Below are 21,340 nucleotides of genomic sequence, written 5' to 3'. Positions count from 1 at the left end.
GTACCTGAAGTACTTAGGCCGGCTGGATGTTTGCAGCCTGCTTGCCCTTCGGGCCTTGCTTAACTTCGAACGTCACTTTCTGGTTTTCCTGCAGGGACTTGAAGCCGCTGCCTTGAACTTCCGAAAAGTGCGCGAACAGATCTTCGCCGCCGTCGTCCGGCGTGATGAAGCCAAAGCCCTTTGCATCGTTAAACCACTTCACAGTACCTGTTGCCATTTTTGATCCAGTAAATGTTGTGTGTTGCATTCGCGCCCGCTATTTCTCAACACGAGATCGAGCGCGAAGTGAGAGTTGTATCACGTCTTTATGAAGGACGCCAATCAACCCGTATCCGGGTATTCCCCGCTTCGGCCTTTTTGAGGCTCCGGAAAGCACTTGGAAGGCTGTTCCGGCCGGTAGGGTAAGCTGCTTGTATTACTTTTCCAGGAAAAACATTGACACATTATTTGCAAGAAGAACTCACGTCGTTCTGGAGTCGTTTGACCCCCTATCTCGCGATATTGGAGTCTAAATCCCCTCAAGAAGGCGCCCCGGACCCGGTCGGCCGCATCACCGTCAATACCGAAGACCGCCAGGCTTTCGCCCTTCACACAACCGATCAGAAGCCGCTCGGCGACACATCGGACATTCCCACCGGACAAAGCGCAACTTATATGCGCTTTAAATCTTCCGACGCCGGTTGGGGACCCTGGCAGCGCGCAGCGTATTGATCGACCGGGCGGTCGGCCTTGGGTTGGGTTTGGTTTGGCTTTTGTGCCGGCCCCCGTTTTTGAGCTCGCCGTCGGCATCCAGCCGGCCTCGCGACCGGTCGCGCCCTTCATCATTGCTTCGCCAGTTGGCCCTCGGCCTTTCCTCGCGCTGCGGCGGCTGCGCTCGTAAAAATGATTCGGCTTGGTGCGGACCCAGCGGACGAAGGTGCGTACCGCCTCGTCGGTGAGCCGCGCGTCGACCGTCGAATAGCGCTGCGCCAGTTCGGTTTCCGAAAACAGCGCGTGGAGCTGGCGGTGGCAGATGCGGTGCAACGCGGCGACTTTCTTGCCGCCTTTCGTCTTCGGCACCCAATGGTGCAGGTCGCGCTGGCTCGCCGGGATCGGCCGGCCGCATAGCGGGCAGATTTCCTCCGCCGACGGCGCTTGATACCAGGGTTCAGCGAGCTTCTTGGCCATGGCCGGGATAGGCGGTTGCCGACGGCCGCGCGCCGCGTGGCTGATCGCTGATCGCTGATCGACGCCGCTCAGGCCGGCAACGCGGCGTAGGCGGTGGCGAGGTGATAGGGCGTCGTGGACGGCATGTCGGCGCGTGCGACGTCGCCAGCCGGCGTCTTGCACTCGAACCAGCCTTGCGGATGCAAAAAGCGCTGCTGGAACAGCTCGATCTGCCGTGGCAGCGCGGCAAGCGCAGCCGGTTCGTGGTGGCAGGCCAATGCACGCAGATATTCCGTTTGCGCCCAGATCCGCTGAGTGGCGTCCTTAATGTTGCCGGTTTCGTCGAGCGATGCGCACACCCCGCCGGTGCCACGGTCCACGCCGTATTGCTGCGCGAAGGCGAACGCGCGCGTCAGCGCTTCGGCGAGGCCGGTTCCTTCGAACTGGGCGCCCGCCTGCCTGACCAGCCAGAACCACTCGAACTGGTGGCCGGGTTCCAGCCAGTTGGCGCTCGCGCCGATCGGCAATTCGGCGATGCAGCCGGTCGGCTCATGCACGAAGTGATGCGCGACGGCCCCGGCCAGACGCCGCAAGGCGGCGCCGAAGACGTTGTCGCGCGTGGCTTCGCACGCGGCCAGCCAGGCTTCGGTCAGGTGCATCAGCGGATTCTGGATCGGCGTGCCGGTGACGCTGCCGAAGTCCGCGGACAGTGCCGCGTTGAACAGATCGCCGGCGGTCGCGAAGTGCGACTGGATCAGCGCCGACGTGTTATGCACGAGCTTCAGCGCGTCGCGATTGCCGGAATGCCGGCCGTATTCCGCGCACGCGAACACGACGAACGCGTGCGTGTACAGGTCTTTGGTGGTGTCGAGCGGCGCGCCGTGCGCGTCCACGCTATAGAACCATCCGCCGTGGACCGTGTCCTGAAAGGTGTGCCGCAGCGAGTCGAACAGCACGTTTGCATGCTCCGCGTCGCCGGCTTGCGAGAACACGAATAATTGCCGCGCGCAGGCCATCGCCCGGTAACGTTCGGCGGGCAGCGGGCTGTGGTCCTCGGCGCTGACCGCTTCGTAGGGCAGCTTCAGCGCAGTGTTGAAACCCGGTCCGCGCCAGATGGGCAGCACCACGCCCGTGAAGTGATCGCGCAGTGCGGAGGCGAGGGCGATCGTCGAAGCGGCGGGAAGGTTCATGCTCGGCATAGTCCAATTGGTCAAGCGCGGGATCTCGAAGCGTCCTCGGACCAGGTCCGTAGCTTGAGCGGCGGCGCGGTGCAGTGGCCGGCAAACACGCTGGCGAGTCCGGATGCTACCCGGTTTGCACACAGCGGGCGCGGCATTTGCGTCGGCAATTGCGCGCTGCCGCTGTCGATGCAACCCGCGCGGCGGCGTGCGGCTTAGCATAAAGCAAACGGGTGCCGCTGACACGCCCGCGCAGGCGCGGAAAACCCTTCGAATAATTTCTGACGAGGCGTCATCTTAAAAACGGAAAATCCTCGGCGAATGGCTTCGGCAGGTGCGGGCGACCATGCGACAATGCGGTCTCGAAAAATTCCAATGGCATTGACGAGCGGTGCTCGGCGCCCGCTTTGTGGCGACGACCGCTTTTTTCTCTATGGCAGATTCCGTAGCATCCAGGCAATCCCGGCCACAGCGCGCCGCTTCGAAGAAGCGGCGCCAGGCCACCGTCTCGACCGAAACCGAAAACAAGCTGGCGCGCGCCGCGCGCTCGGCACAACGGCTCGCGCAACTGAGCGGCGCGCCGCGCGACGACAGCACGCTCGACCTGTTCCCCGACGACCCCACCCGCGCCACGCTGGAAGCGATGAACATCGATATCCGGCAAGGCACGCTGGATGGCTTCGAATTGCCCGATGTGGTGCTGGCGGCGGTCGGCGCAATCGATGCCGGCGACGGCATGGCGGCGGACGCGAAGGCTGCGCGCCGTGCCCCTCGCACCGCCAGGGCCGATGAGCCGGCGCCGGTCAGCGCGCAATTGAGCGGGCTCGAAATCGAGCCGTTGACGCCGATGGCTTCGCCGGTTGCCGAAGAAAGGGCTTTGGCGGACGCGAAGCCCGCGGCGGAAGTGGCCGCCGACGGGAAGCCGACGGCATCGGTGCGCGATTCGGCCGCGCCGCTCACGCCGGCGATGGCGGCGGCGAGCGTCGCGCGCAGCGTGACCGCGCTGCGTCAGGCGGCCGAACCGGGCGCTGCGACGACCGACTCCGCGGTTGCGTCGAACTCCGGCGGCAAGCCGCCGCAGCGCTTTGCCGCGACTTTCGCGAAGGCGGCGACCGCTTCGCGGGACGCGGCCGCGGCTGAGGTCGAAGTGGTGAGCAAGCGGGCCGATGGCGCTTTGGAGGAGGCGGGCGCTGCGCCTGCTGAGTCGGCCGAATCTGCCAGGTCTGCCGGGCTCAAGCCGGGTGCGCAGCCGTTGGCCAATGCATCCGCGTCCGCCGAGGCTAACGCCGCGTTCGCCGCGCCTTGGCGGGAAGCGCAGCGCGCAGAGGCGGCAGCGGCAGCGGCCGCGCTGCGAGTCGCGCCGGAACTCGATCGCGCGCGGGCAACCGCCTTTGCCGATACCGTCGATGCGTTATATGGCGTGATCGCCGATCAGCGCCGCGCCGCGACCGATCATTCGCGCCGCATGAAATGGATGTTGTCGATCGTGGTGGGCGCGCTGCTGGTCACGGTTGCGATCGGCATCACGCAGACGCTGCTCCTGATGCGTCTGACGCGCGAGACCACGGCCCAGCAGCACCGCATTGAACAGATGATGCAGAGCCAGCAGGCGGCCATGGCCAGTTTGCTCGACACGCACATCGCGATGGCCAACGCGGCGGCGGCCAATGCCGCGTCTGCGACGGCTGCGACGGTGCCCGCTGCGGCACAGCAAGCTGCCGCGACGCTGGCTCATGGCAGGCGCGCCGCACGAGCGCTGCACGGGCATAGGGTGAAAACGGTGAATCCGGACTGATCGCCAGTCACCGCCGCGCCGGCGATAAGCCGGACCGGATACGCCAGCGCATCTTCTGACGGGAGCCACCATGCCGACTAGCGAGCACAAATCTTCCATCGAGGAACTACTGGGCGCACTCCTGCGCGATCAGGGCATCCACGAAGGCCACTGGGCGTTGAATATCGAGTTTTCGGCGACGGGAGCGTCCGTCAAACCGCAAGACAATCCCGCGCGAACGCTGCCGGGCCTGATCGTGTCCGTGAATAGCGCAACACTCTTGCGTGCGGACAGCGCCGCAGCCGGCGCGCTCGACGCTGCCGTTGTCAATCCGCGCAAAGCGTCAACGAGCGCGAAACCGGTGCGGAGCCGGAAGTCCGTATCGACCACTCTGCAATAGCCGAAGGCTTTTGACCCCAGGATTCTGAAAAGAGGGACGTTGTAGTGGTGCAGCGCACCACTACAAGAAGCTGCCGCGACATCACATCCACCGAAAAATTGCTGCATTGCACTAGCTTTTAACTAGGGAAAACCCTATACTCTGTCTTAAGGGAAAACCCTAGCAAATGCAGTCACCAACCGGGAGTCGCCATGAGCTTCATTTTTGCACTGTTCCAAAAGGTCAGCGACCTCTTTGCGTCGCCCCATCTGCCGATGGATTCGGACTATTCGTACGAAGCGCGTAGCCGCGAATCGGAGCGCGTGCGCAAAGCCCAAGCTACGTTGTTCGGCCTCAAGCTGACCGACTAAAAGCCACGTTGTACTGTCCAGAGCGCGGAGCACCGCGCAATGGGCGCGCACTTCAGGTGCGCAAAGCATGATTGAAGCCACTGTTCGCGAAACGCGTACCGTGGCTTTTTGTTTTGGGCGGTTCGGGCGACGGTATCGCCTTGCCAAATATTTCCCCGACGAAATGAATGTAACGGCGCCTGACATCATGCCGACGCGTATCGCGGCCGATCCGTGACGCATGGCTTTGTAGACGGGCGTCGAGCGCGAAAACGCGGCCCCGTCATCCGGCACCATCTCTGAAATGCCCGCTTACAAGTGCTCACGTCTTCGCGCGGTTTGCGCCGCTAAAGTTGGTCTCAAGCGTACGGCGTCCGGTTCGAGTCCGAAATCGGAGTTCGAAGGTCGAACGAACACGGACGCTGGCTTGAAACAAACTTTGATGGGAGATCACTATGAAAACCTTTAACAAGACATCGCGTTCGATCATCGCAACTCTGCTCGCAGGCGGCGCGTTGCTCGCTGCCGGCAGTGCCTTCGCCCAGCAACGGGTGATCGTCGAGAACGGCCACGGCCCGGCGGTTTATGGTCAGCCGCACATGATGCCGGTGGGTGTGTCGATCAATATCGGCTGGCATGGCGACCGTTACTACGACGGCCACCGCTACTGGGATCATGACGAGTGGATGCGCAATCACCCGCACGATCGCGATCCGCACCGTCACGACGACCACCGTGAGCCGCAGCACCGCTATTGATGCGTGCATGACGGCGCCGCCCGCCGCGGCATGAAGTCCACAAAGCCGGTCCTTCCTCGCGGAAGACCGGCTTTGTCACGTTCGGGCTTGCGAAAAGGCGCGCTGCGCTATGCTTGAACGCTTTTATCGACGGCAGCAGGAGAGCGGCGTGGGGAAAACAACGATAGGCGTAGTGGGCACGGGGTTGATGGGCGTCGGCATTGCGACGCAAAGCGCATTGCACGGACACAGGACGATCGTCCACGACGTCGACCCGTCGCGTCTCGCGAGCGTTGCGTCAAAAGCGGAAGCAGTGCTGGACGAATTGATCGACGCCGGACGTATCGACCAGGCGGCCAAACGGGCGGCGCTTGCGCGCATCGAGACCCATGCGCAACTCGACGTGATGGCGTCCGCGCAATTCGTGATCGAGGCGATTCCCGAGGTGCTTGAACTGAAGCACCGCCTGTATGCGGCGCTGACTGGGCTGCTGGCCGACGACGCGATTCTCGCGAGCAACACCAGCGGTTTCCCGCCCGATCAGCTGGTGGCGCCGCTGCGCGCGAAAGAGCGCTTCCTGATCGCGCATTTCTGGAACCCGCCACACATGATTCCGCTCGTCGAAGTCGTGCCGGGCACCGCGACCGCGCCGGACGTCACGCAGCAGACCGTCGCGCTGATGAGCGCGATCGGCATGGAGCCGGTGGTGCTGGCGAAGGCGATTCCGGGTTTCGTCGGCAACCGCTTGCAGTTCGCGGTGCTACGCGAGGCGTTGAACATCGTACGCTCCGGTGCGGCGACGCCGGATGTGGTCGACCGGGTCATGAAGGCATCCCTTGGACGCCGTTGGGGGATCGTCGGACCGCTCGAAGGCGCGGACATGGGCGGGCTCGACACCTTTCTCGACATCTCCACGCATCTGATGCCGGAACTCGCCAAAGATGAAGACGTGCTGGAGCTGCTGCGTCAGCAGGTCGAAGCGGGGCGTGTCGGCGTGCGCAGCGGCGCGGGCTTCTATGAATGGGACGACGCGCATCTGGCGCAGGTCAAGGAAGGACGCAAACGCGTGATCAGCCGCGGCTGATCCAGGCGACTGAAGGTGCACGAGCGTCGCCGTGCCACACGTCGCCGAATCGCCGGCCGCGCTCGAATGCAAACAGCTGCAAGTGGTGCGTCCGCATGCGCTCGACGGCACGCCGGTGGACAATTATCTGTCGCTCGGCCAGGTGGTCGGCGTTCACATCAACGAGGCCTATCTGAAAGACGGTCTGTTCGATACGCACGCCGCGCAGCCGATCATGCGCGCGGGCTATCGCGCCGACTACGCCGAAATCGGCGAGATGTTCGATATGTTCCGTCCGAGCGCATGAACACCGTCGGCGTTTGAAGTACGCCGCGCCGCGCCGCCTGCCGCAGCGCGCCCATGCGAAGCAAAGCCCGCGCCCTGAAACTGGCTCGCTTGATGCTTGCAACCGACGCTCCCACGCGTCGTTTTCAACCGCCGGCTCACTCTCCAGGAGCGCGATCATGTCCACCGAATTCGCCACGCAATTCAGCCATGTCCGTCCGCAAGACACGTCCTACGTGGATCAGGGCTTACGCGACTTTTTTCTCTACCGCGATCTGGGCATCGCGCAGGCGACCGGCGGCAAGGTACTCGCGCAACTGGTCAAGGCGAACCACGCACCAGAGCAAGGCACCGGTTGGCACCGCCATGCGGCCGATTTCCACATCGTGATCATGCTGAAAGGCTGGGCGCGCTTCATGTACGGCGACAAGGAAACGCTCGTCGCCGCCGGCGATTGCGTGCATCAGGCGCCGGGCATCGTCCACTATCTGTTCGACTACTCGGAAGACATGGAGTACCTCGAGATCGTCTCGCCGGCCGATTTCAAGTCGATCGAAGTTGAAGGCCCGTGCGAAGTGCCGGCCGTGACGCCCTGGAAGAACGGCGCGGTTTGATTGCCGAGGAAGGAGGCGGCGTGTCGGTCGTCAGTGGTGCAAACACTGTGTGAACTGCCGTTGGCGCCGGCGCCAGTGCTAAGCGCCGGCGCCATGCGAGCCGCCAGCCGCCGGCTGCGCATCCACTGCCACCTCGACCACCGCGGCAGCAGCCGGCGCCGCTGCCGTGACCTCGGCGGCGGTTGCAGCAGGCACTTGAACCGGCTGGATCGTGCGTGCCCGCGAACTGACCAGCACTGCGCGCGGCTCGTTGTCGTAAATCACGGCCCGCACGCGCGGATAAATCTGCCGCTCCCAGCGGTGTCCGTTGAACACGCCGTAGTGCCCCACGCCGGTCTGCACATGATGCGTCTTCAGGTACGGCCGCAACTTGTCGCACATGTCCTGCGCGGCGAGCGTCTGCCCGACCGCGCAGATATCGTCTTTCTCGCCTTCCACCGTGAGCAACGCGGTCCGGCGAATTTTCGACGGTTCCACGAGACGTCCTTGCACTTCGAGTTCGTGCAGCGGCAGTGCATGCCGCTGAAAGACCGTGTCGACGGTCTCCAGATAGAAGTCGGCTGTCAGATCCATCGTCGCGAAGTATTCTTCGTAGAAAGAGTGAATCGTGTCGGCTTTCGCCGGTTCGCCCTTCGCGCGCTCGTAGTGCATCGTCTCGAACGAGTCGACATGGCGGCCGAGGTTCATCGACATGAACGCGATCAACTGTGCGAAGCCCGGATACACGCGCCGATGTGCGCCCGCGAAACCGAACGGCACCGCGCTGATCAGGTTCTGCTCGAACCACTCGATCGGTTTGCCCTTCGCCAGTTCGTTGACGCGCGTCGGATTGATGCGCGTATCGAGCGGCCCGGCCATCAACGTCATGCTGGCCGGCTGCGCGGGATGATCGTCGGCGGCCATCAGCGCGACCGCGGCCAACGCTGCGACGGTCGGCTGGCACACGGCTAGCAGATGCGAGTTGGGCCCGATCTTCTCCGTGAAGTCGATCACGTGCTGCACGAATTCGTTGAAGCCGAAGCGGCCCTGGCTCAATGGCACGTCGCGCGGGTTGTGCCAATCGGTGATGTAGACATCGTGTTCGGCGAGCATCGTGCGCACGGTGCCGCGCAGCAGTGTCGCGAAGTGGCCGGACATCGGCGCGATGACCAGCACGCGCGGCTGCGGTGTCGAAGGCGTGGTGTCCTTACGGAAATGCAGCAGCGAACAGAATGGCGTGTGCGCGACGATTTCTTCGATGACCGCCACCTGCTTGCCTTCCGTCACCACGCTGCCGATGCCGAACGGCGGCCGCACCGGCGTGAGTCCGGCCAGCGTCAACAGCTCGCAGGATGCGCGTAGCGAGCGCCCATGCGATGTGTCGCCGAACGCGGGCCAGGCGTCGAGCGAATGAATCATCAGTGCTGCGCCGTGCCGCATTGGCAGCATCAGGTCGGCGCAAGCCTGGTAGGTGGGGTATGCGAACAGGTTCATAACCTTCGCACGAGTGCAGGAAAGAAAGGAGCCCGAATAGAGGCAAGTCATGTGCCAAGCATACTGCCGCGCGCGCCCAGCCGCTACCGCGCGTTGGCATGGCATTTGCGCAAGTCGATGCAACGCGCAGGAACTGCCGCGCTTTGGTGCGTGCGCGCACGGTGGCGTGCATACCTGCCGGCAGGCGGCGGCCGAACGCGTGATCTGGAGGAGAAACGTATGGCGAACACCACGCTTACTATCAGCAGCAAGAATTACTCGTCGTGGTCGCTGCGCGGCTGGCTGCTGACGAAGTTCAGCGGCCTGCCGTTCGACGAGATCGTCATGCCGATCGACGATCCCGCGGCGCGCGCCGAATTGCTGCTGCTGTCGCCGTCGATTCTGGTGCCGTGCCTCGTGCACGAAGGCATCAAGGTCTGGGACACGCTGGCGATTGCGGAATATCTGAACGAAGTGAAACCGGAAGCCGCGCTGTTGCCGAAAGACGTTCGCGCGCGAGCGCATTGCCGCTCGATTTGCGGTGAGATGCATTCGGGTTTCAGTTCGCTGCGCTCGGCGTTGCCGATGAACCTCAAGGCGCATTTTCCGGGCTTCAAGGTGTGGGCGCGCGCTCAGTCGGATATCGACCGGATCGTGACGATCTGGGGCGAATGCCTGAAACAGTATGGAGGGCCGTTTCTGTTTGGCGAGCGCACCGCCGCGGACGCGATGTACGCGCCCGTGGTGACGCGTTTCGTGACCTATGACGTGAAACTCGATCCGGAGATCGTCGAATACGGACAACGAATCATCGCGCTGCCGGAAATGCAGCAGTGGATCGCCGACGCGCAGTTGGAAGTGGAAGAGATCGACGAACTGGACGTCGAGTTTTAAGAGAGGGAAAACCCCACCTCACTCGCGCCCGCTTTCGAGCTTGAACACGCTGACCACCTGCGCAAGACGCACAGCCTGTTCGCGCAACTCGGCCGCCGCGAGTTCCGCTTCGCCGACGATCGTCGCGTTCTGTTGGGTCGCCTCGCCGATCTGCGTGACGGCGAGGTTGACCTGTTCGATGCCGCCCGACTGCTCGCGTGACGCGACGCTGATCTCGCTCATGATCGCGCGCACCTGGCCGACCTGGGCAACGATGCCCTGCATCGTCGAGCTGGCTTCCTCGGCGATCCGGAAACCGCTTTCGACAGTTGCCGTGGAAGTCGCGATCAGACCTTCGATCTCCTTCACCGCCGCCGCGCTGCGTTGCGCGAGCGCACGCACTTCCGACGCCACCACCGCAAAGCCCTTGCCGTGCTCGCCCGCGCGCGCGGCTTCGACGGCGGCGTTCAGCGCGAGGATGTTGGTCTGGAACGCGATGCCTTCGATCACCGTGGTGATCTCGGCGATCTTCTGCGACGAGCGGCTGATTTCGCCCATCGTCGACACCACGCGTTCGACCGCGCGGCCGCCTTCGAGCGCGGCGTCGGCGGCGTGCGTGACGAGCGTGTTGGCTTGCGTGGCGTGATCGGCGTTCTGCTGCACGGTCGACGTGATCTGTTCCATGCTGGCCGCCGTTTCCTCGAGGCTGCTCGCCTGGGTGGCGATCCGCGCGGCGATATTGCCGCTGCCGGCGGCGATCTTTTCGGTGCCCTCCTTCATATCCGCCGATGCGTTGCGCACCTGCGAAACGATGCGCGCGAGGCCTTCGCCGATGCCGTCGATCGACTGCATCAGGCGGCCGATTTCATCGGCGCGCGCGTTGCCGTTCTGCGCCACGCGCACGCTCAGATCGCCTGACGCGAAACGCTCGGAGGCTTTCGCCGCTTCGTCGAGCGGACGGCTCACCAGACGCCGCACCGCGATCAGGAACACGATCGCGAACACGCCGACCAGCGCGAAGCCGAGCAGCAGGAATTGATTGCGGGTCGCGACGACGTCGGCCAACACTTCGTCGCGTGGCGCGATGCCGCCCACCAGCCATTGCCATTCCGGCACGGTGATGAACGACACGAATTTGTCGCGCGCGTCGTGCTCGCCGAGTGCCGCATCGGCCGAGCTGTAGTCGAGCTGGCCTTGCTTCATGTCGAGCATCCGCTGATACGGCGCATTCGCGTCGTCCGCTTTCTGGCCGGCGGCGGCCGGATGCACGATCAGCTTGCCGCGATCCGCGCCCTTCGACGCGTCGAGCACGAAGTAGTAGCCGCTCGTGCCGATCTTCAGATTGCGAATGCCGTCTTCGACTGACTGGATCTCTTTGTCCACATTCACGCCGACGAACAGCGCGCCGATCACGCGGCCGCTCGCGTCGGTAATCGGCCGGTATTGCGTGATCAGGCGTTTGCCGAACAGCGCGGCCAGTCCCGTATAGGAGCGGTTCGCGAGCAGCAGCGCATATGCCGGCCCCTTGCGGTCGAGCAGCGTGCCGATCGCGCGGGAGCCGTCCTGTTTCTTCAGCGAGGTCGTCACGCGCACGAAGTCGTCGCCGCTGCGCGCGAACACGGTGGCCACCGCGCCGCTGCGTTCGAGAAACTGGTCGGGGATCGTGAAGTCCATGTTCAGGACTTTGTCACCGGCCTTGATGGTTGGCGTCGCGACGCCGCCGATGTCGACCTTCTGCGTGTCGTCGAGCGAGTAGCCGGTGGGCAGGAAGCTCGCGAACAGCGACATCGAACGATCGACTTCAGCCGACAGCGCCTTGTCGAACAGCGCGATCATCGCGGCGATCGAGCGGTCTTTTCCGGCGATGCGCTCGAGCACCTGATCGCGGACCTGCGTGCCGGCGGCACGCGTGAGCGCCCACGTAAAGGTGGCGAAAAGCAACGCTACCAGCACGCACGAGAGAACGGCGAGCCGGGCGCCGACGCTGGCGCGGCGCAAGAAGAGAAAATCCATGGGCAGTCGCGGTAAGGGGGATGAGCGAATGCGCGGGTCATGCGCAGGCATGACCGGCTTCGATATCTGGTTTACGGCTGCGGCGGCTGCAACCTTTAGGGTCGTTGAAAGCGGTTCGTAATTGGATGCGGGCGCCCAACGCCCCTACCGCCCCGGCGCGCCCCGCCACGTGCGCAGCAGCAGCGCATTGGTGACGACGCTGACGCTGGAAAACGCCATCGCCGCACCGGCGAGCATCGGATTCAACAAGCCGAAGCCGGCCAGCGGGATGCCGATCAGGTTGTAGACGAACGCCCAGAAGAGGTTCTGCTGGATCTTGCGCCAGGTCTTGCGCGAAATGTCGATGGCGTCGGCCACCAGCGCCGGGTCGCCGCGCATCAGCGTGATGCCGGCCGCGTGCATCGCGACGTCGGTGCCGGTCGCCATCGCGATGCCGATGTCGGCGGCCGCGAGCGCGGGGGCGTCGTTGATGCCGTCGCCCGCCATCGCGACGATGCCGGCGCGGCGGATTTTCAGATCGCGGATCACGCGGGCCTTGTCGTCGGGCAGCACTTCGGCGTGGAATTCATCGATGCCGAGCGCTTGGGCGACGCTCGCCGCGCTGCCGCGGTTGTCACCGGTGACGAGCACGCTCTGGATGCCCATCCGCGCCAGCCGCTCGACGGCGGCGCGCGCGGTCGGCTTGACGGTGTCGCCGAAAGCGATCAGCGCCAGCGCGGCGGGCACTTGCGGAGCGCGCTGCATGAGCCACGAGACGGTGTTGCCGGCGGCTTCGAGTTCGTGAGCACGCGCGGCGAGCGCGGGCGGCAGAGCGATGCCCAGTTCGTTGAGCCAGCGCGTGCTGCCAAGCGCGAGGGTGCGGCCGTCGACGTCCGCTTCGACGCCACGGCCGGCGACTGCGCGCGCGGCTGTCGCGTGGGGCGCGGGAGCGTGAGTGCGGGCGACTGCGGGGCTGACACTTGCCGAAGACATAGCGGCGGTGTCCGCCGTCGCCGGTTGATTCGCCATGGTCGCTACGGTTGCTGCGGTCTCCGCAGTCGCAACCACATCCGCCGCCTTCCTGGCCGTTGGCAGGCTTCCCGTACCCGCCCCCGCTGCCGCCGCTTCATACGCCTTCACCACCGCACGCGCCAACGGATGATCGCTGTGCCGCTGCACCGCGGCGGCCAGTCCCAGCGCGTCGTCGCGGCCAAACTCGCCGATCGGCTCGAACGCCGTCACCGACGGCTGGCCGAGCGTCAGCGTGCCGGTCTTATCGAACGCGACAATCGTTACCCGATGCGCGGTCTCCAGCGCCTCGGCGTCCTTGATCAGCACGCCGTGCCGTGCCGCGACGCCGGTGCCGGCCATGATCGCCGCCGGCGTCGCCAGCCCGAGCGCGCAGGGGCAGGCGATCACCAGCACGGCAACCGCGTTCAGAATCGCGGATTCGCCGCCCGCGCCGGCGATCAGCCAGCCGGCCAGCGTGAGCGCGGCGATCGCCAGGATCGCCGGCACGAAGATTTCGCTGACCCGGTCGACGAGTCGCTGGATCGGCGCTTTTTCCGCCTGCGCGCTTTCGACGAGGCGGATGATCCGCGCGAGCGTCGTTTCTGCGCCGATCGCGGTGGTCGTCACGGCAATCGCGCCTTCGCCGTTGATCGAGCCGGCCGTGACCGCATCGTCCGCCTGTTTCGGCACGGGCAGACTTTCGCCGGTGATCAGCGATTCGTCGATATGCGTGCGGCCTTCGAGCACCGCGCCGTCGACCGGCACGCGTTCGCCCGGACGCACGATCACCACTGTGCCGACGCGCACTTGCGCGAGCGGCACGTCACGCTCGCCGGCGCCGACGCGAATGCGCGCGCGCTCGGGGCGCAGCGCGTTGAGCGCACGGATCGCATCGGTGGTTTGACGCTTGGCGCGCGCTTCGAGCCACTTGCCGAAGCGCACCAACGTGATCACCACCGCCGACGCTTCGAAATACAGATGCATCATGTCGCCCGGGTGCGAGGCGAGCTCGTAGACGCTGATGCCATAAGCGGCCGACGTGCCGAGCGCCACCAGCAGGTCCATGTTGCCCGCGCCCGCGCGTATGGCCCGGTAAGCCGCGCGATAGAAGCGCGCGCCGAACACGAACTGCACGATCGACGCGAGCCCGAATTGCAGCCACGGCGGCGGCATCGCGTGCACGCCGAACCATTCGCCGACCATCGGCACGACGAGCGGCAGCGTCAACGCGGCGCAGGCGAGCACGGCCGCCAGTTCGCGGCGCGCCTGGTCACGCTTGCGGTCGACCGCAGCGGCGGGGGCGGCTGCGTCGGCGGATGCTGGCGCATCTGGCTGCGCGATCAAGGTCGCTTCGTAACCGGCCTTCTTGACGGCGGCGATCAGCGCATCCGGGTCGGAAGCTGCGCCGCTCAGATTGACGGTGGCGGTTTCGGTCGCCAGATTCACCGACGCGCCCGCAACGCCCGGCACCTTCGCCAGCGCTTTCTCGACGCGCATCGCGCACGACGCGCATGTCATCCCGCCGATCGCCAGCTCGGTGGTCTGCGGCGCTTCAGCCGGCGCAACGTCGGCGCGGACGGACAACGTGGCTTCGTAACCCGCTTTGCGCACGGCGTCGGCAAGCGTTTCGGGGTCGACCGTGGCATCGCTTTCGACGCGTGCCTGCTCGGTGGCGAGATTCACCGACGCGCGCGTGACGCCCGGTACTTTGGCGAGCGCCTTCTCGACGCGCATTGCGCACGAAGCGCACGTCATCCCGCCGATGTCGAGTTCAGCGAGTCGGGCGGGGGCTGGGGAGGCGGCAGCGTCGGCGGCGCGCTGGGGATTGGCAAGGTCGGTCATGGTCGGCAAGGCTCGTGGCGGCATTGGGCCGCATCGTGAATCCAGTATCGACCTTCCCATGAAGGGAAGGTCAAGGACCGATGATGCGGCGACGATCTATCGCGCCAGGCGGGCTGCCGGCCCAGCGTCGCAAGCGTTCGCTCAGAAAGCCGGCGGCGCATCCAGCATGGCCCGGCCGACGGCCTGCTGTTGATCGCCGGCGCGTGCCAGCAGCGTGTCGGCTGCGCCGCGCCGGTCGGCGGCCACCTTGTTCTGGCTGAGCTTCCATTTGCCGACCAGCCGCGTCACCTCGATCTCGATCCCGACGATCGCGCCGAGCATCTGCGTGATGAAGTCGGCGGGCGCATCGCCCATTTTCCACGGCACCGCTTCACCGGCTTCCATCTTGCGGGTGAGCCGCGCAACGAGACCGCGCACGAACGACTCGTCGTCGCGCACGGCGATCCGGCCATGAGCGTGCACCACCATGTAGTTGTAAGTCGGCACCTGCCGATGCGCTTCATGTTTGCCCGGATACCAGCTCGGCGAAATGTAGGCCGCTGGGCCCTGGAAGATCACGAGCGCGTCGGGATGCGTGGCGGCTTCCTGCCAGACAGGGTTGGCGCGGGCAACGTGAGCGCGGAGGATGCAGCGGGTGCGAGGGGCTGAATCGTCCCCGGTGGAGATGTGCTGTGCTTCGCCGCTGGCGGAGACGGGTTGCGCGTCGCCCCCTACGGAGATTAGCTCCGCGTCGAATGGCACATGGTTCGCGTCGAGTCCGTTCGGGCCGTTCGTAATCAGCGTGCCGAACGGCTGCTCGGTGATCAGGCGGTGGAGAACCTCTGGACGGTTCTCTTCGAAATGGGCGGGCATATACATTGAAGCGCTCCGGATACAAAAGGGGCGAAAGAAGCGAGCGGTCGTCGATGACTCGGCAAGCATGGCGCGCGGCGCGCGAGCCAGTACGAATGTGGCTAAAAACGTCAACCGTACATTAAATAGACTCCGTCTGCGCGTTATAAAGCGCTATCGCAGCCTTTGCGCTTGCCTGGCAAGCAAGGATACGATACAACCCGATGTTGTCGGCATCGCGAACCGCGAATTGGCTGCGCTGGGCTTTGGGAGACCACGCATGCAGGTATCGCTGCGCGCCGGCATCTCCCATAGGACCGCACGTTCCGCCATCTGAACGCATGATAAAAAATCGCCGAGAACTGTTTTCGATTCACTGGACCTGCGCATCGCTCGCAGGCCTCGCTTTTCTGGCCGGTTGCTCGTCGACACCGTCCGCGACGCCAAAGACCACCGGCTGGATCAAGGATGAAGTCGCCGATTCGTACGTCTTCGGTTATCCGCTGGTGCTGATGGGCGTCGCGCGCGACGCGGCGGTCGGCACCGATCCGGGCCAGGCGCCCCTCAATACGCTGCGTCACGCGCAGGCATTGCCGCCGATCGGCGCAGCCAATCCGCCGCGGCCGAGCGTCGACACGCTCGACTCGACCGGCTGGCTCGACGTCGGCAGCGAGCCGGTGATCGTATCGTTACCCGATTCGCATGGCCGCTACGTCGATGCCCGCGTGCTCGACATGTGGACCAACGTGGTGTGGTCGACCGGCCCGCAGTTCGCGACGAGCGTGAAGGGCCTCAGGGCGCAAACCATCGCGTTCGTCGGCCCGGGCTGGCAGGGCGATCTGCCCAAGGGTGCGAAGCGCGTCGACGTGCCGACCCGCAACGCATGGATGAGCGTGCGCATCCAGTCGAACGGCGCGCGCGATCTGACGGCGGTACGCAAGTTGCAACATGCGATTCGCGTCGCGCCGCTGAGCGTCTACGTGGGCGACTCACGCTCGGCCTCGATTGCGCCGCCGCGCAGCAATGCCGCCGATACCGCTCTGAGCGCCAACGGCACGCCGGCTGCGCAAGTTGCCGCGCTCGACGCGAACGGCTTCTTCAGCCGTCTCGCGGATTCGCTGCCTGACAATCCGCCGACGCCGGCCGATCCCCATGCGCTGAAAATCCTCTCGGATCTCGGGGTGACGCCCGGCGATCCGGTGAAGCTGCCGCGCGTGCCCGAGGCCATCGCCGCGGGTCTCGCCGACGGCCATGAGCGCGTCGCCACGCCGCCTTCCAATGTGCTGACCGGCAATGGCTGGAACTGGTTCGGCGACGGCGCGGGCAACTACGGTCCCGACTACGCGCTGCGCGCGTACGCCGCGAGTGCGCAACCGGGCATCGGCACCCGGGACGATGAAGTGCGCGCCGTCGTCACGCAGGACAGCGACGGCCATCCGCTCAACGGCGCGAACCGCTACGTGATCCACTTCGCGCCGAACCAGTTGCCGCCGGTGCGCGGCTTCTGGTCGATCACCGCGTACACCAGGGACGGCGCATTGGGCGAAAGCGCGCCGGCGCGTCTCGCGGTCGGCGATCGCAACGGCGCGCACCGCAATCGCGACGGCTCGCTCGATGTGATCGTGTCGTCCGCGCGCGCCAAAAGCGGTAACTGGCTACCGGCGCCGCGCGCGGATATGCAGCTCGTGCTGCGCCTCTATGCACCGAAGCCGCAAGCCACCGACGGCAGCTGGCAACCGCCCGCCGTCGTGCGTCAATGAAATACCGCAATGACATGCGGTATTGATGTGCGTCAGTGAAATGACAGCTACGCACTCGTGACGCATCAAACACCGCATATCCATCGCCTCACCGCGACGGATATGCGGCGCTATCGCGCGGCCGAATGTGCAAGCCGCGGCCGACATTCCTATCCCACGCCACGTTCACGACTTATACTGCCGCTTGCGGGATTTTCGTTTTCGCGGCGGGCTTGCCGCCGCATTACCCAAGACCGAGCATGGCAAGCCTCAATAAAGCATCACTAGCATCTTCAATGCAGACCGTGCGCAAGGTCGCGCAGTCACGCCGTACACGGCGCGTCCTCATAGGTCTGCTGATCTTTCTCGTATTGTTCGGTCTGCTGGGCTTTTTCGCGGCGCCGCCGCTGATTCGCCACATCGCCGAGCAACAGCTCAGCAAGCAGCTCGACCGCCCCGCCACGATTGGCCGCATCGCGCTCAATCCCTACACGCTCAGGCTCGAAGCCGATAACGTGCAGATCGGCGAGCGCGGCGGCGCGGGCGACTTCGTGGATATTTCGCGGCTCATCGTGCAGCCGTCGTGGAGCTCGCTGTTTCGCGGCGCGCCGATCGTCGACGAAGTGCAACTCGACTCGCCGCGTTTTCATATCGTTCGCTACGATACGCAGCGCTTCAATTTCACCGACCTGATCGAGAAGTTCGCTAACCAGCCGGCCAAGCCCGAGAGCAAGCCGACGCTCTTCTCCGTCTCGAACATTCGGCTCGAAAACGGTCAGATCACGTTCGACGACAAACTGCTCGGCGCGACTCACGTGATCGATCAATGGAAGCTCGGCATTCCGTTCATCGCCACGCTGCCTTCGAAAACCGATATCTTCGTCGAGCCGTTGCTGCGTGCGCGTGTCGACGGCAGTCCGCTCGCCATCGACGGCAGGACCAAGCCGTTTGCGGCGTCGCGCGAGTCCGAAGTGTCGCTGCGTTTCGACGGGCTCGACGTGTCGCGCCTGATGTCCTACGCGCCGGCCAAACTGCCGGTGATCGTGCAGTCCGGCAAGCTGTCCACCGATCTGAAGCTCAACTTCCTGATGTCCAACGACGCGCCTTCGCTGCGCGTGGCCGGCACCGTCGATTTGAACGACGTGGACGTGCGGGATCAGGGCAAGGCACCGTTCTTCGCGGCCCGCGCGGTGCACGTTGCAGCGGCGACGCTCGAGCCGTTGAAGAGTCTCTACCACTTCGACGAGATCCGTATCGATGCGCCGAGCGCGAGCCTCGCGCGTGATAAGGACGGTGTACTGAGCGTCGAGCGGATGGTCGCGCCGGCGCCTGGCGCGGCTGCTGCATCGGCAAGCGCGTCAGAAGCCGAAGCAGTGGCGGAGAAACCTGCGGCGAGCACGCCGGCCGCGGCGTCCGGCGCGAAGGCGAAAGCTACCGCCACCGAAAAAGCCGCGCCAATGGACCTGTCGATCAAACGCTTCGTGCTCGATGACGGCACCGTCAAAGTCCACGACGCCGCGGCCTCGCGGCCGGTCGACGTCGGCCTGCAAAAACTCGCGGTGACGCTGAACGATTTTTCGACGCTCGCCGCCGCGCCCGCGCATTACACGCTGAACACCGATTTCAAGGACGGCGGCGGCTCGCTCGGCGCCGAAGGCACGGTCGGTCTCGCGGCGAAGACGGCCAGCGCGAAGCTCGATCTGAAATCATTGAAGCTGCCGGAATTGCAGCCCTATCTCGACACCGCGACTGCCGCGCAAGTGACGGACGGCGCGCTGTCCGCGACGACGAAGATCGACGCGAACTGGTCGAAGTCGCCGGTGGCCGTGATGGTCGCCGATACGCAACTGGATCTGCAATCGCTGAAGCTGGCCGCGCGCGGCAGCAAGGAGCCGGTGATCTCGCTCGCGCAAGGCAACGTGACGGTCAAGCAGGTGGACGTGGCCGCACGCACGGCGGACGTCACCAGCGTCGCCGCGACCGGCCTCGCGGTCGATGCGCAGCGTCTGAAAGACGGCAGCATCAACCTCGCATCGCTTGCCGGTCCGCACGAAGCCGCGCAGGAGCGCACCGCGATCCACGCGGCCAAAAAGGCGCATGCCGAAGGGCCCGCGTGGCACTACAAGATCGGCGAGCTGACGCTGAAAGACGCGACCGCCAATTTCACCGACAACACCACGCCGCAGCCGGTGAAGCTGAGCATCACGCCGTTGCAGCTGAAGGTGGAGCAGATCAGCGACGACTTGAGCCATCCGCTGCCGGTCGATCTGCAAGCCACACTGAACAAGAAGGGCACGCTCGGCGTGAAGGGCGACGTCACGGCGACACCGCTCAAGGTGGCCGTCAAGGTGAATGCGAACCGGCTCGACGCGGCGGCCTTCGAACCGTACTTCGGCAGCAAGCTGAACGCGGTGATCGCGAGTGCGCTGCTCAATGCGAACGGCGATCTCGCGCTGACTCAGGCGAAGTCGGTGCAAGCGAGCTACCACGGCGAGATGGCGCTCGTCGACGTGCGGATGCTCGACAAGGCGACCTCGGACCCGTTCGCGGGCTGGGGCTCGCTCGCGTTGTCCAACCTGAAGGCCGATTACGACGAACGCGGCACCGTAGTGGACGCGGGCCGCGTCACGTTCACGAAGTTCTACGGACGCGTGCTGCTCGACGCGCAAGGCAAACTCAACCTGAAGGACGTGGTCGCGCATGAAAGCGGCGCCGCGCAATCGCTGACGCGCGACAAGAGCGGCGCCGAACACGTGCAACTGACACCACCGGCGGCGTCGACGGTAGCTGAGGCGTCCGCGCCGGTGCCGGCCTCGTCGCCAACGCCCGCCACGCCGGCCACGGTCACGGCCGCCACGCCGCCGCAAAGCCCGGTCAAGCTGCACTTCGGCCAACTGGTGCTGCAGCAAGGGCGCGTCACGTACACGGACAACTTCATCAGGCCGAATTACACCGCGAACCTCGTTGCCATTCAGGGTACGGTCGGCGCATTCGGCACGCAGTCGACCACGCCCGCGCCGGTCGACATTGCCGCGAAACTGGCGGCCAACGGTCCGCTGTCGATTCGCGGCACCGTCAACCCGCTGATCGCGAAACCGTCGCTCGATCTGACCGCGACCGCGCACGATATCGAGCTGACCAACCTCACGCCGTATTCGTCGAAATATGCCGGCTATCCGATCACCAAGGGCAAGCTGAACGTCGACCTGCACTACAAGCTCGACAACGATCAGTTGAACGCGGACAACCACCTGTTCATCGATCAGCTTACGTTCGGCGACCACATCGAGAACGATACGGCGACCAAACTGCCGGTGCGTCTCGCGATCTCGCTGCTGAAGAACTCGCGCGGCGAAATCGACGTGAACCTGCCGGTGTCGGGCTCGCTGTCGAATCCTGAGTTCAGCGTGGGTGGCCTGATCTGGCATGCGGTGCTCAATCTGTTGCAGAAGGCGGTGACCGCGCCGTTCTCGCTGATCGCGCACGCATTCGGCGGCGGTGGCGAAGAATTGGGCTATGTCGAGTTCGAGCCGGGCTCGGCGAAACTCTCGGACGCCGACAATAAAAAGCTCGACACGATCGTCAAGGCACTGGCCGACAAGCCGTCGATCAAGATGGACGTAATTGGCCGGGTCGACCCGGCGCTCGACGAACCGGCGTTGCGCACGCAGTACGTCGAGCGCCTTGTCAAGCAGCAGAAGATCAAGGACGTGGTGGGCAACGGCGAGAGTGTCGATTTGTCGACCGTGACCGTCGATCCCAAGGACTACGATAAATACTTGAGCAAGGCCTACAAGTCCGCCGACTTCAAGAAGCCGCGCAACTTTGTCGGCCTGACCAAGAGCTTGCCGGCCGACGACATGAAGAGCGCGCTCGCCGCCAATGCACCGATCGACGACGCCAGCCTGCGCCAGCTCGCGCAACAGCGGGCGCAAAGCGTGCAGCAGTATCTGGAAGGCAAAATTGACAGCAGCCGCGTGTTCATCGTTGCGCCGAAGCTGAACGCCGACGGCATCCAGGACAAGGGCGCGACCACGCGTGTGGACTTCGGCTTGAAGTGACGGTGTGACCGGC

Annotated in this window: 17 protein-coding genes and 1 pseudogene; 11 read left to right on the top strand and 7 right to left on the bottom strand. The window is 65.0% G+C overall.

The genetic code is table 11. The annotated features are described in order from the left end of the window. Positions 1 to 13: 13 nt before the first annotated feature. From HV744_RS23135 to HV744_RS23125, 3 genes are all read right to left on the bottom strand, one after another. Positions 14 to 217 carry a cold-shock protein gene (locus tag HV744_RS23135; protein ID WP_007178724.1) on the bottom strand — a complete coding sequence of 68 codons (204 nt, stop codon included), beginning with the start codon at positions 215 to 217 and terminating at the stop codon, positions 14 to 16. Positions 218 to 321: 104 nt separating this feature from the next. Beyond that, positions 322 to 1,167 carry an HNH endonuclease gene (locus HV744_RS37515; RefSeq protein ID WP_246279154.1) on the bottom strand — a complete coding sequence of 282 codons (846 nt, stop codon included), beginning with the start codon at positions 1,165 to 1,167 and terminating at the stop codon, positions 322 to 324. 68 nt (positions 1,168 to 1,235) lie between these two features. Further along, on the bottom strand, positions 1,236 to 2,345 hold the full coding sequence (locus HV744_RS23125; RefSeq protein WP_175151790.1) for an AGE family epimerase/isomerase: 1,110 nt from the start codon (positions 2,343 to 2,345) through the stop codon (positions 1,236 to 1,238). A gap of 412 nt (positions 2,346 to 2,757) precedes the next feature. Between HV744_RS23125 and HV744_RS23120 the strand changes: the two genes are divergently transcribed. The 8 genes and pseudogenes from HV744_RS23120 (at position 2,758) to HV744_RS23085 (ending at position 7,526) form a co-directional block, all read left to right on the top strand. Further along, on the top strand, positions 2,758 to 4,119 hold the full coding sequence (locus HV744_RS23120) for a hypothetical protein (protein WP_175151723.1): 1,362 nt from the start codon (positions 2,758 to 2,760) through the stop codon (positions 4,117 to 4,119). Positions 4,120 to 4,189: 70 nt separating this feature from the next. Then, a complete protein-coding gene (locus HV744_RS23115) occupies positions 4,190 to 4,498 on the top strand; it encodes a hypothetical protein (protein ID WP_175151722.1) in 309 nt (102 codons plus the stop codon). A gap of 191 nt (positions 4,499 to 4,689) precedes the next feature. Beyond that, complete coding sequence (locus HV744_RS23110) at positions 4,690 to 4,848, top strand: hypothetical protein (protein WP_175151721.1); 159 nt, start codon at positions 4,690 to 4,692, stop codon at positions 4,846 to 4,848. A gap of 67 nt (positions 4,849 to 4,915) precedes the next feature. Further along, positions 4,916 to 5,065, top strand: a complete 150-nt coding sequence (locus HV744_RS23105) for a hypothetical protein (RefSeq protein WP_175151720.1) — start codon at positions 4,916 to 4,918, stop codon at positions 5,063 to 5,065. A 217-nt stretch (positions 5,066 to 5,282) separates the two neighbouring features. After that, positions 5,283 to 5,585 carry a hypothetical protein gene (locus HV744_RS23100; RefSeq protein WP_175151719.1) on the top strand — a complete coding sequence of 101 codons (303 nt, stop codon included), beginning with the start codon at positions 5,283 to 5,285 and terminating at the stop codon, positions 5,583 to 5,585. 109 nt (positions 5,586 to 5,694) lie between these two features. Beyond that, positions 5,695 to 6,648, top strand: a complete 954-nt coding sequence (locus tag HV744_RS23095) for a 3-hydroxyacyl-CoA dehydrogenase family protein (protein ID WP_175151718.1) — start codon at positions 5,695 to 5,697, stop codon at positions 6,646 to 6,648. A gap of 22 nt (positions 6,649 to 6,670) precedes the next feature. Further along, positions 6,671 to 6,934 (top strand): annotated as a pseudogene (locus HV744_RS23090) (flavin reductase family protein); the annotation flags it as partial. 157 nt (positions 6,935 to 7,091) lie between these two features. Then, positions 7,092 to 7,526, top strand: a complete 435-nt coding sequence (locus tag HV744_RS23085; protein ID WP_175151717.1) for a cupin domain-containing protein — start codon at positions 7,092 to 7,094, stop codon at positions 7,524 to 7,526. 78 nt (positions 7,527 to 7,604) lie between these two features. Here the strand turns inward: HV744_RS23085 and HV744_RS23080 are convergent, their stop codons facing one another. Beyond that, positions 7,605 to 8,999, bottom strand: a complete 1,395-nt coding sequence (locus HV744_RS23080; RefSeq protein WP_175151716.1) for a polyhydroxyalkanoate depolymerase — start codon at positions 8,997 to 8,999, stop codon at positions 7,605 to 7,607. 219 nt (positions 9,000 to 9,218) lie between these two features. Between HV744_RS23080 and HV744_RS23075 the strand changes: the two genes are divergently transcribed. After that, the gene (locus HV744_RS23075) at positions 9,219 to 9,872 is read left to right on the top strand and encodes a glutathione S-transferase family protein (RefSeq protein WP_175151715.1); all 654 of its coding nucleotides are present in this window, start codon (positions 9,219 to 9,221) and stop codon (positions 9,870 to 9,872) included. Between the two features lie 18 nt (positions 9,873 to 9,890). Here the strand turns inward: HV744_RS23075 and HV744_RS23070 are convergent, their stop codons facing one another. The 3 genes from HV744_RS23070 to HV744_RS23060 form a co-directional block, all read right to left on the bottom strand. Continuing rightward, a complete protein-coding gene (locus HV744_RS23070) occupies positions 9,891 to 11,864 on the bottom strand; it encodes a methyl-accepting chemotaxis protein (RefSeq protein ID WP_175151714.1) in 1,974 nt (657 codons plus the stop codon). A 144-nt stretch (positions 11,865 to 12,008) separates the two neighbouring features. After that, positions 12,009 to 14,696, bottom strand: coding sequence for a heavy metal translocating P-type ATPase (locus HV744_RS23065; RefSeq protein ID WP_175151713.1), 2,688 nt, complete (start codon positions 14,694 to 14,696; stop codon positions 12,009 to 12,011). Between the two features lie 141 nt (positions 14,697 to 14,837). Further along, positions 14,838 to 15,554 carry an FMN-binding negative transcriptional regulator gene (locus HV744_RS23060; protein WP_175151712.1) on the bottom strand — a complete coding sequence of 239 codons (717 nt, stop codon included), beginning with the start codon at positions 15,552 to 15,554 and terminating at the stop codon, positions 14,838 to 14,840. A 314-nt stretch (positions 15,555 to 15,868) separates the two neighbouring features. Here HV744_RS23060 and HV744_RS23055 point away from each other — a divergent pair, with 314 nt between their 5' ends. Together HV744_RS23055 and HV744_RS23050 are read left to right on the top strand one after the other, a co-directional pair. Further along, entirely contained in the window at positions 15,869 to 17,287 is a 1,419-nt protein-coding gene (locus HV744_RS23055; protein ID WP_175151711.1) for a DUF1254 domain-containing protein, read from the top strand. 239 nt (positions 17,288 to 17,526) lie between these two features. Beyond that, on the top strand, positions 17,527 to 21,327 hold the full coding sequence (locus HV744_RS23050) for a DUF748 domain-containing protein (RefSeq protein WP_175151710.1): 3,801 nt from the start codon (positions 17,527 to 17,529) through the stop codon (positions 21,325 to 21,327). Positions 21,328 to 21,340: the final 13 nt, after the last annotated feature.

The sequence above is a fragment of the Paraburkholderia ultramafica genome (genome assembly GCF_902859915.1).
GTDB classification, from domain to species: Bacteria; Pseudomonadota; Gammaproteobacteria; order Burkholderiales; family Burkholderiaceae; genus Paraburkholderia; species Paraburkholderia ultramafica.
The sequence above is the reverse complement of the archived record's forward strand: the minus strand, read 5'-3'. Positions and strand labels throughout refer to the sequence as shown.

Excerpts from the sequence above, each read along its gene's own strand:
- HV744_RS23065 (WP_175151713.1), bottom strand. The coding sequence starts at position 14,696 with ATGACCGACCTTGCCAATCCCCAGCGCGCCGCCGACGCTGCCGCCTCC.
- HV744_RS23105 (WP_175151720.1), top strand. The coding sequence starts at position 4,916 with ATGATTGAAGCCACTGTTCGCGAAACGCGTACCGTGGCTTTTTGTTTT.
- HV744_RS23060 (WP_175151712.1), bottom strand. The coding sequence starts at position 15,554 with ATGTATATGCCCGCCCATTTCGAAGAGAACCGTCCAGAGGTTCTCCAC.
- HV744_RS23110 (WP_175151721.1), top strand. The coding sequence starts at position 4,690 with ATGAGCTTCATTTTTGCACTGTTCCAAAAGGTCAGCGACCTCTTTGCG.
- HV744_RS23100 (WP_175151719.1), top strand. The coding sequence starts at position 5,283 with ATGAAAACCTTTAACAAGACATCGCGTTCGATCATCGCAACTCTGCTC.
- HV744_RS23050 (WP_175151710.1), top strand. The coding sequence starts at position 17,527 with ATGGCAAGCCTCAATAAAGCATCACTAGCATCTTCAATGCAGACCGTG.
- HV744_RS23085 (WP_175151717.1), top strand. The coding sequence starts at position 7,092 with ATGTCCACCGAATTCGCCACGCAATTCAGCCATGTCCGTCCGCAAGAC.
- HV744_RS23075 (WP_175151715.1), top strand. The coding sequence starts at position 9,219 with ATGGCGAACACCACGCTTACTATCAGCAGCAAGAATTACTCGTCGTGG.
- HV744_RS23120 (WP_175151723.1), top strand. The coding sequence starts at position 2,758 with ATGGCAGATTCCGTAGCATCCAGGCAATCCCGGCCACAGCGCGCCGCT.
- HV744_RS37515 (WP_246279154.1), bottom strand. The coding sequence starts at position 1,167 with ATGGCCAAGAAGCTCGCTGAACCCTGGTATCAAGCGCCGTCGGCGGAG.
- HV744_RS23135 (WP_007178724.1), bottom strand. The coding sequence starts at position 217 with ATGGCAACAGGTACTGTGAAGTGGTTTAACGATGCAAAGGGCTTTGGC.
- HV744_RS23070 (WP_175151714.1), bottom strand. The coding sequence starts at position 11,864 with ATGGATTTTCTCTTCTTGCGCCGCGCCAGCGTCGGCGCCCGGCTCGCC.
- HV744_RS23080 (WP_175151716.1), bottom strand. The coding sequence starts at position 8,999 with ATGAACCTGTTCGCATACCCCACCTACCAGGCTTGCGCCGACCTGATG.
- HV744_RS23095 (WP_175151718.1), top strand. The coding sequence starts at position 5,695 with ATGCTTGAACGCTTTTATCGACGGCAGCAGGAGAGCGGCGTGGGGAAA.
- HV744_RS23115 (WP_175151722.1), top strand. The coding sequence starts at position 4,190 with ATGCCGACTAGCGAGCACAAATCTTCCATCGAGGAACTACTGGGCGCA.
- HV744_RS23055 (WP_175151711.1), top strand. The coding sequence starts at position 15,869 with ATGATAAAAAATCGCCGAGAACTGTTTTCGATTCACTGGACCTGCGCA.
- HV744_RS23125 (WP_175151790.1), bottom strand. The coding sequence starts at position 2,345 with ATGCCGAGCATGAACCTTCCCGCCGCTTCGACGATCGCCCTCGCCTCC.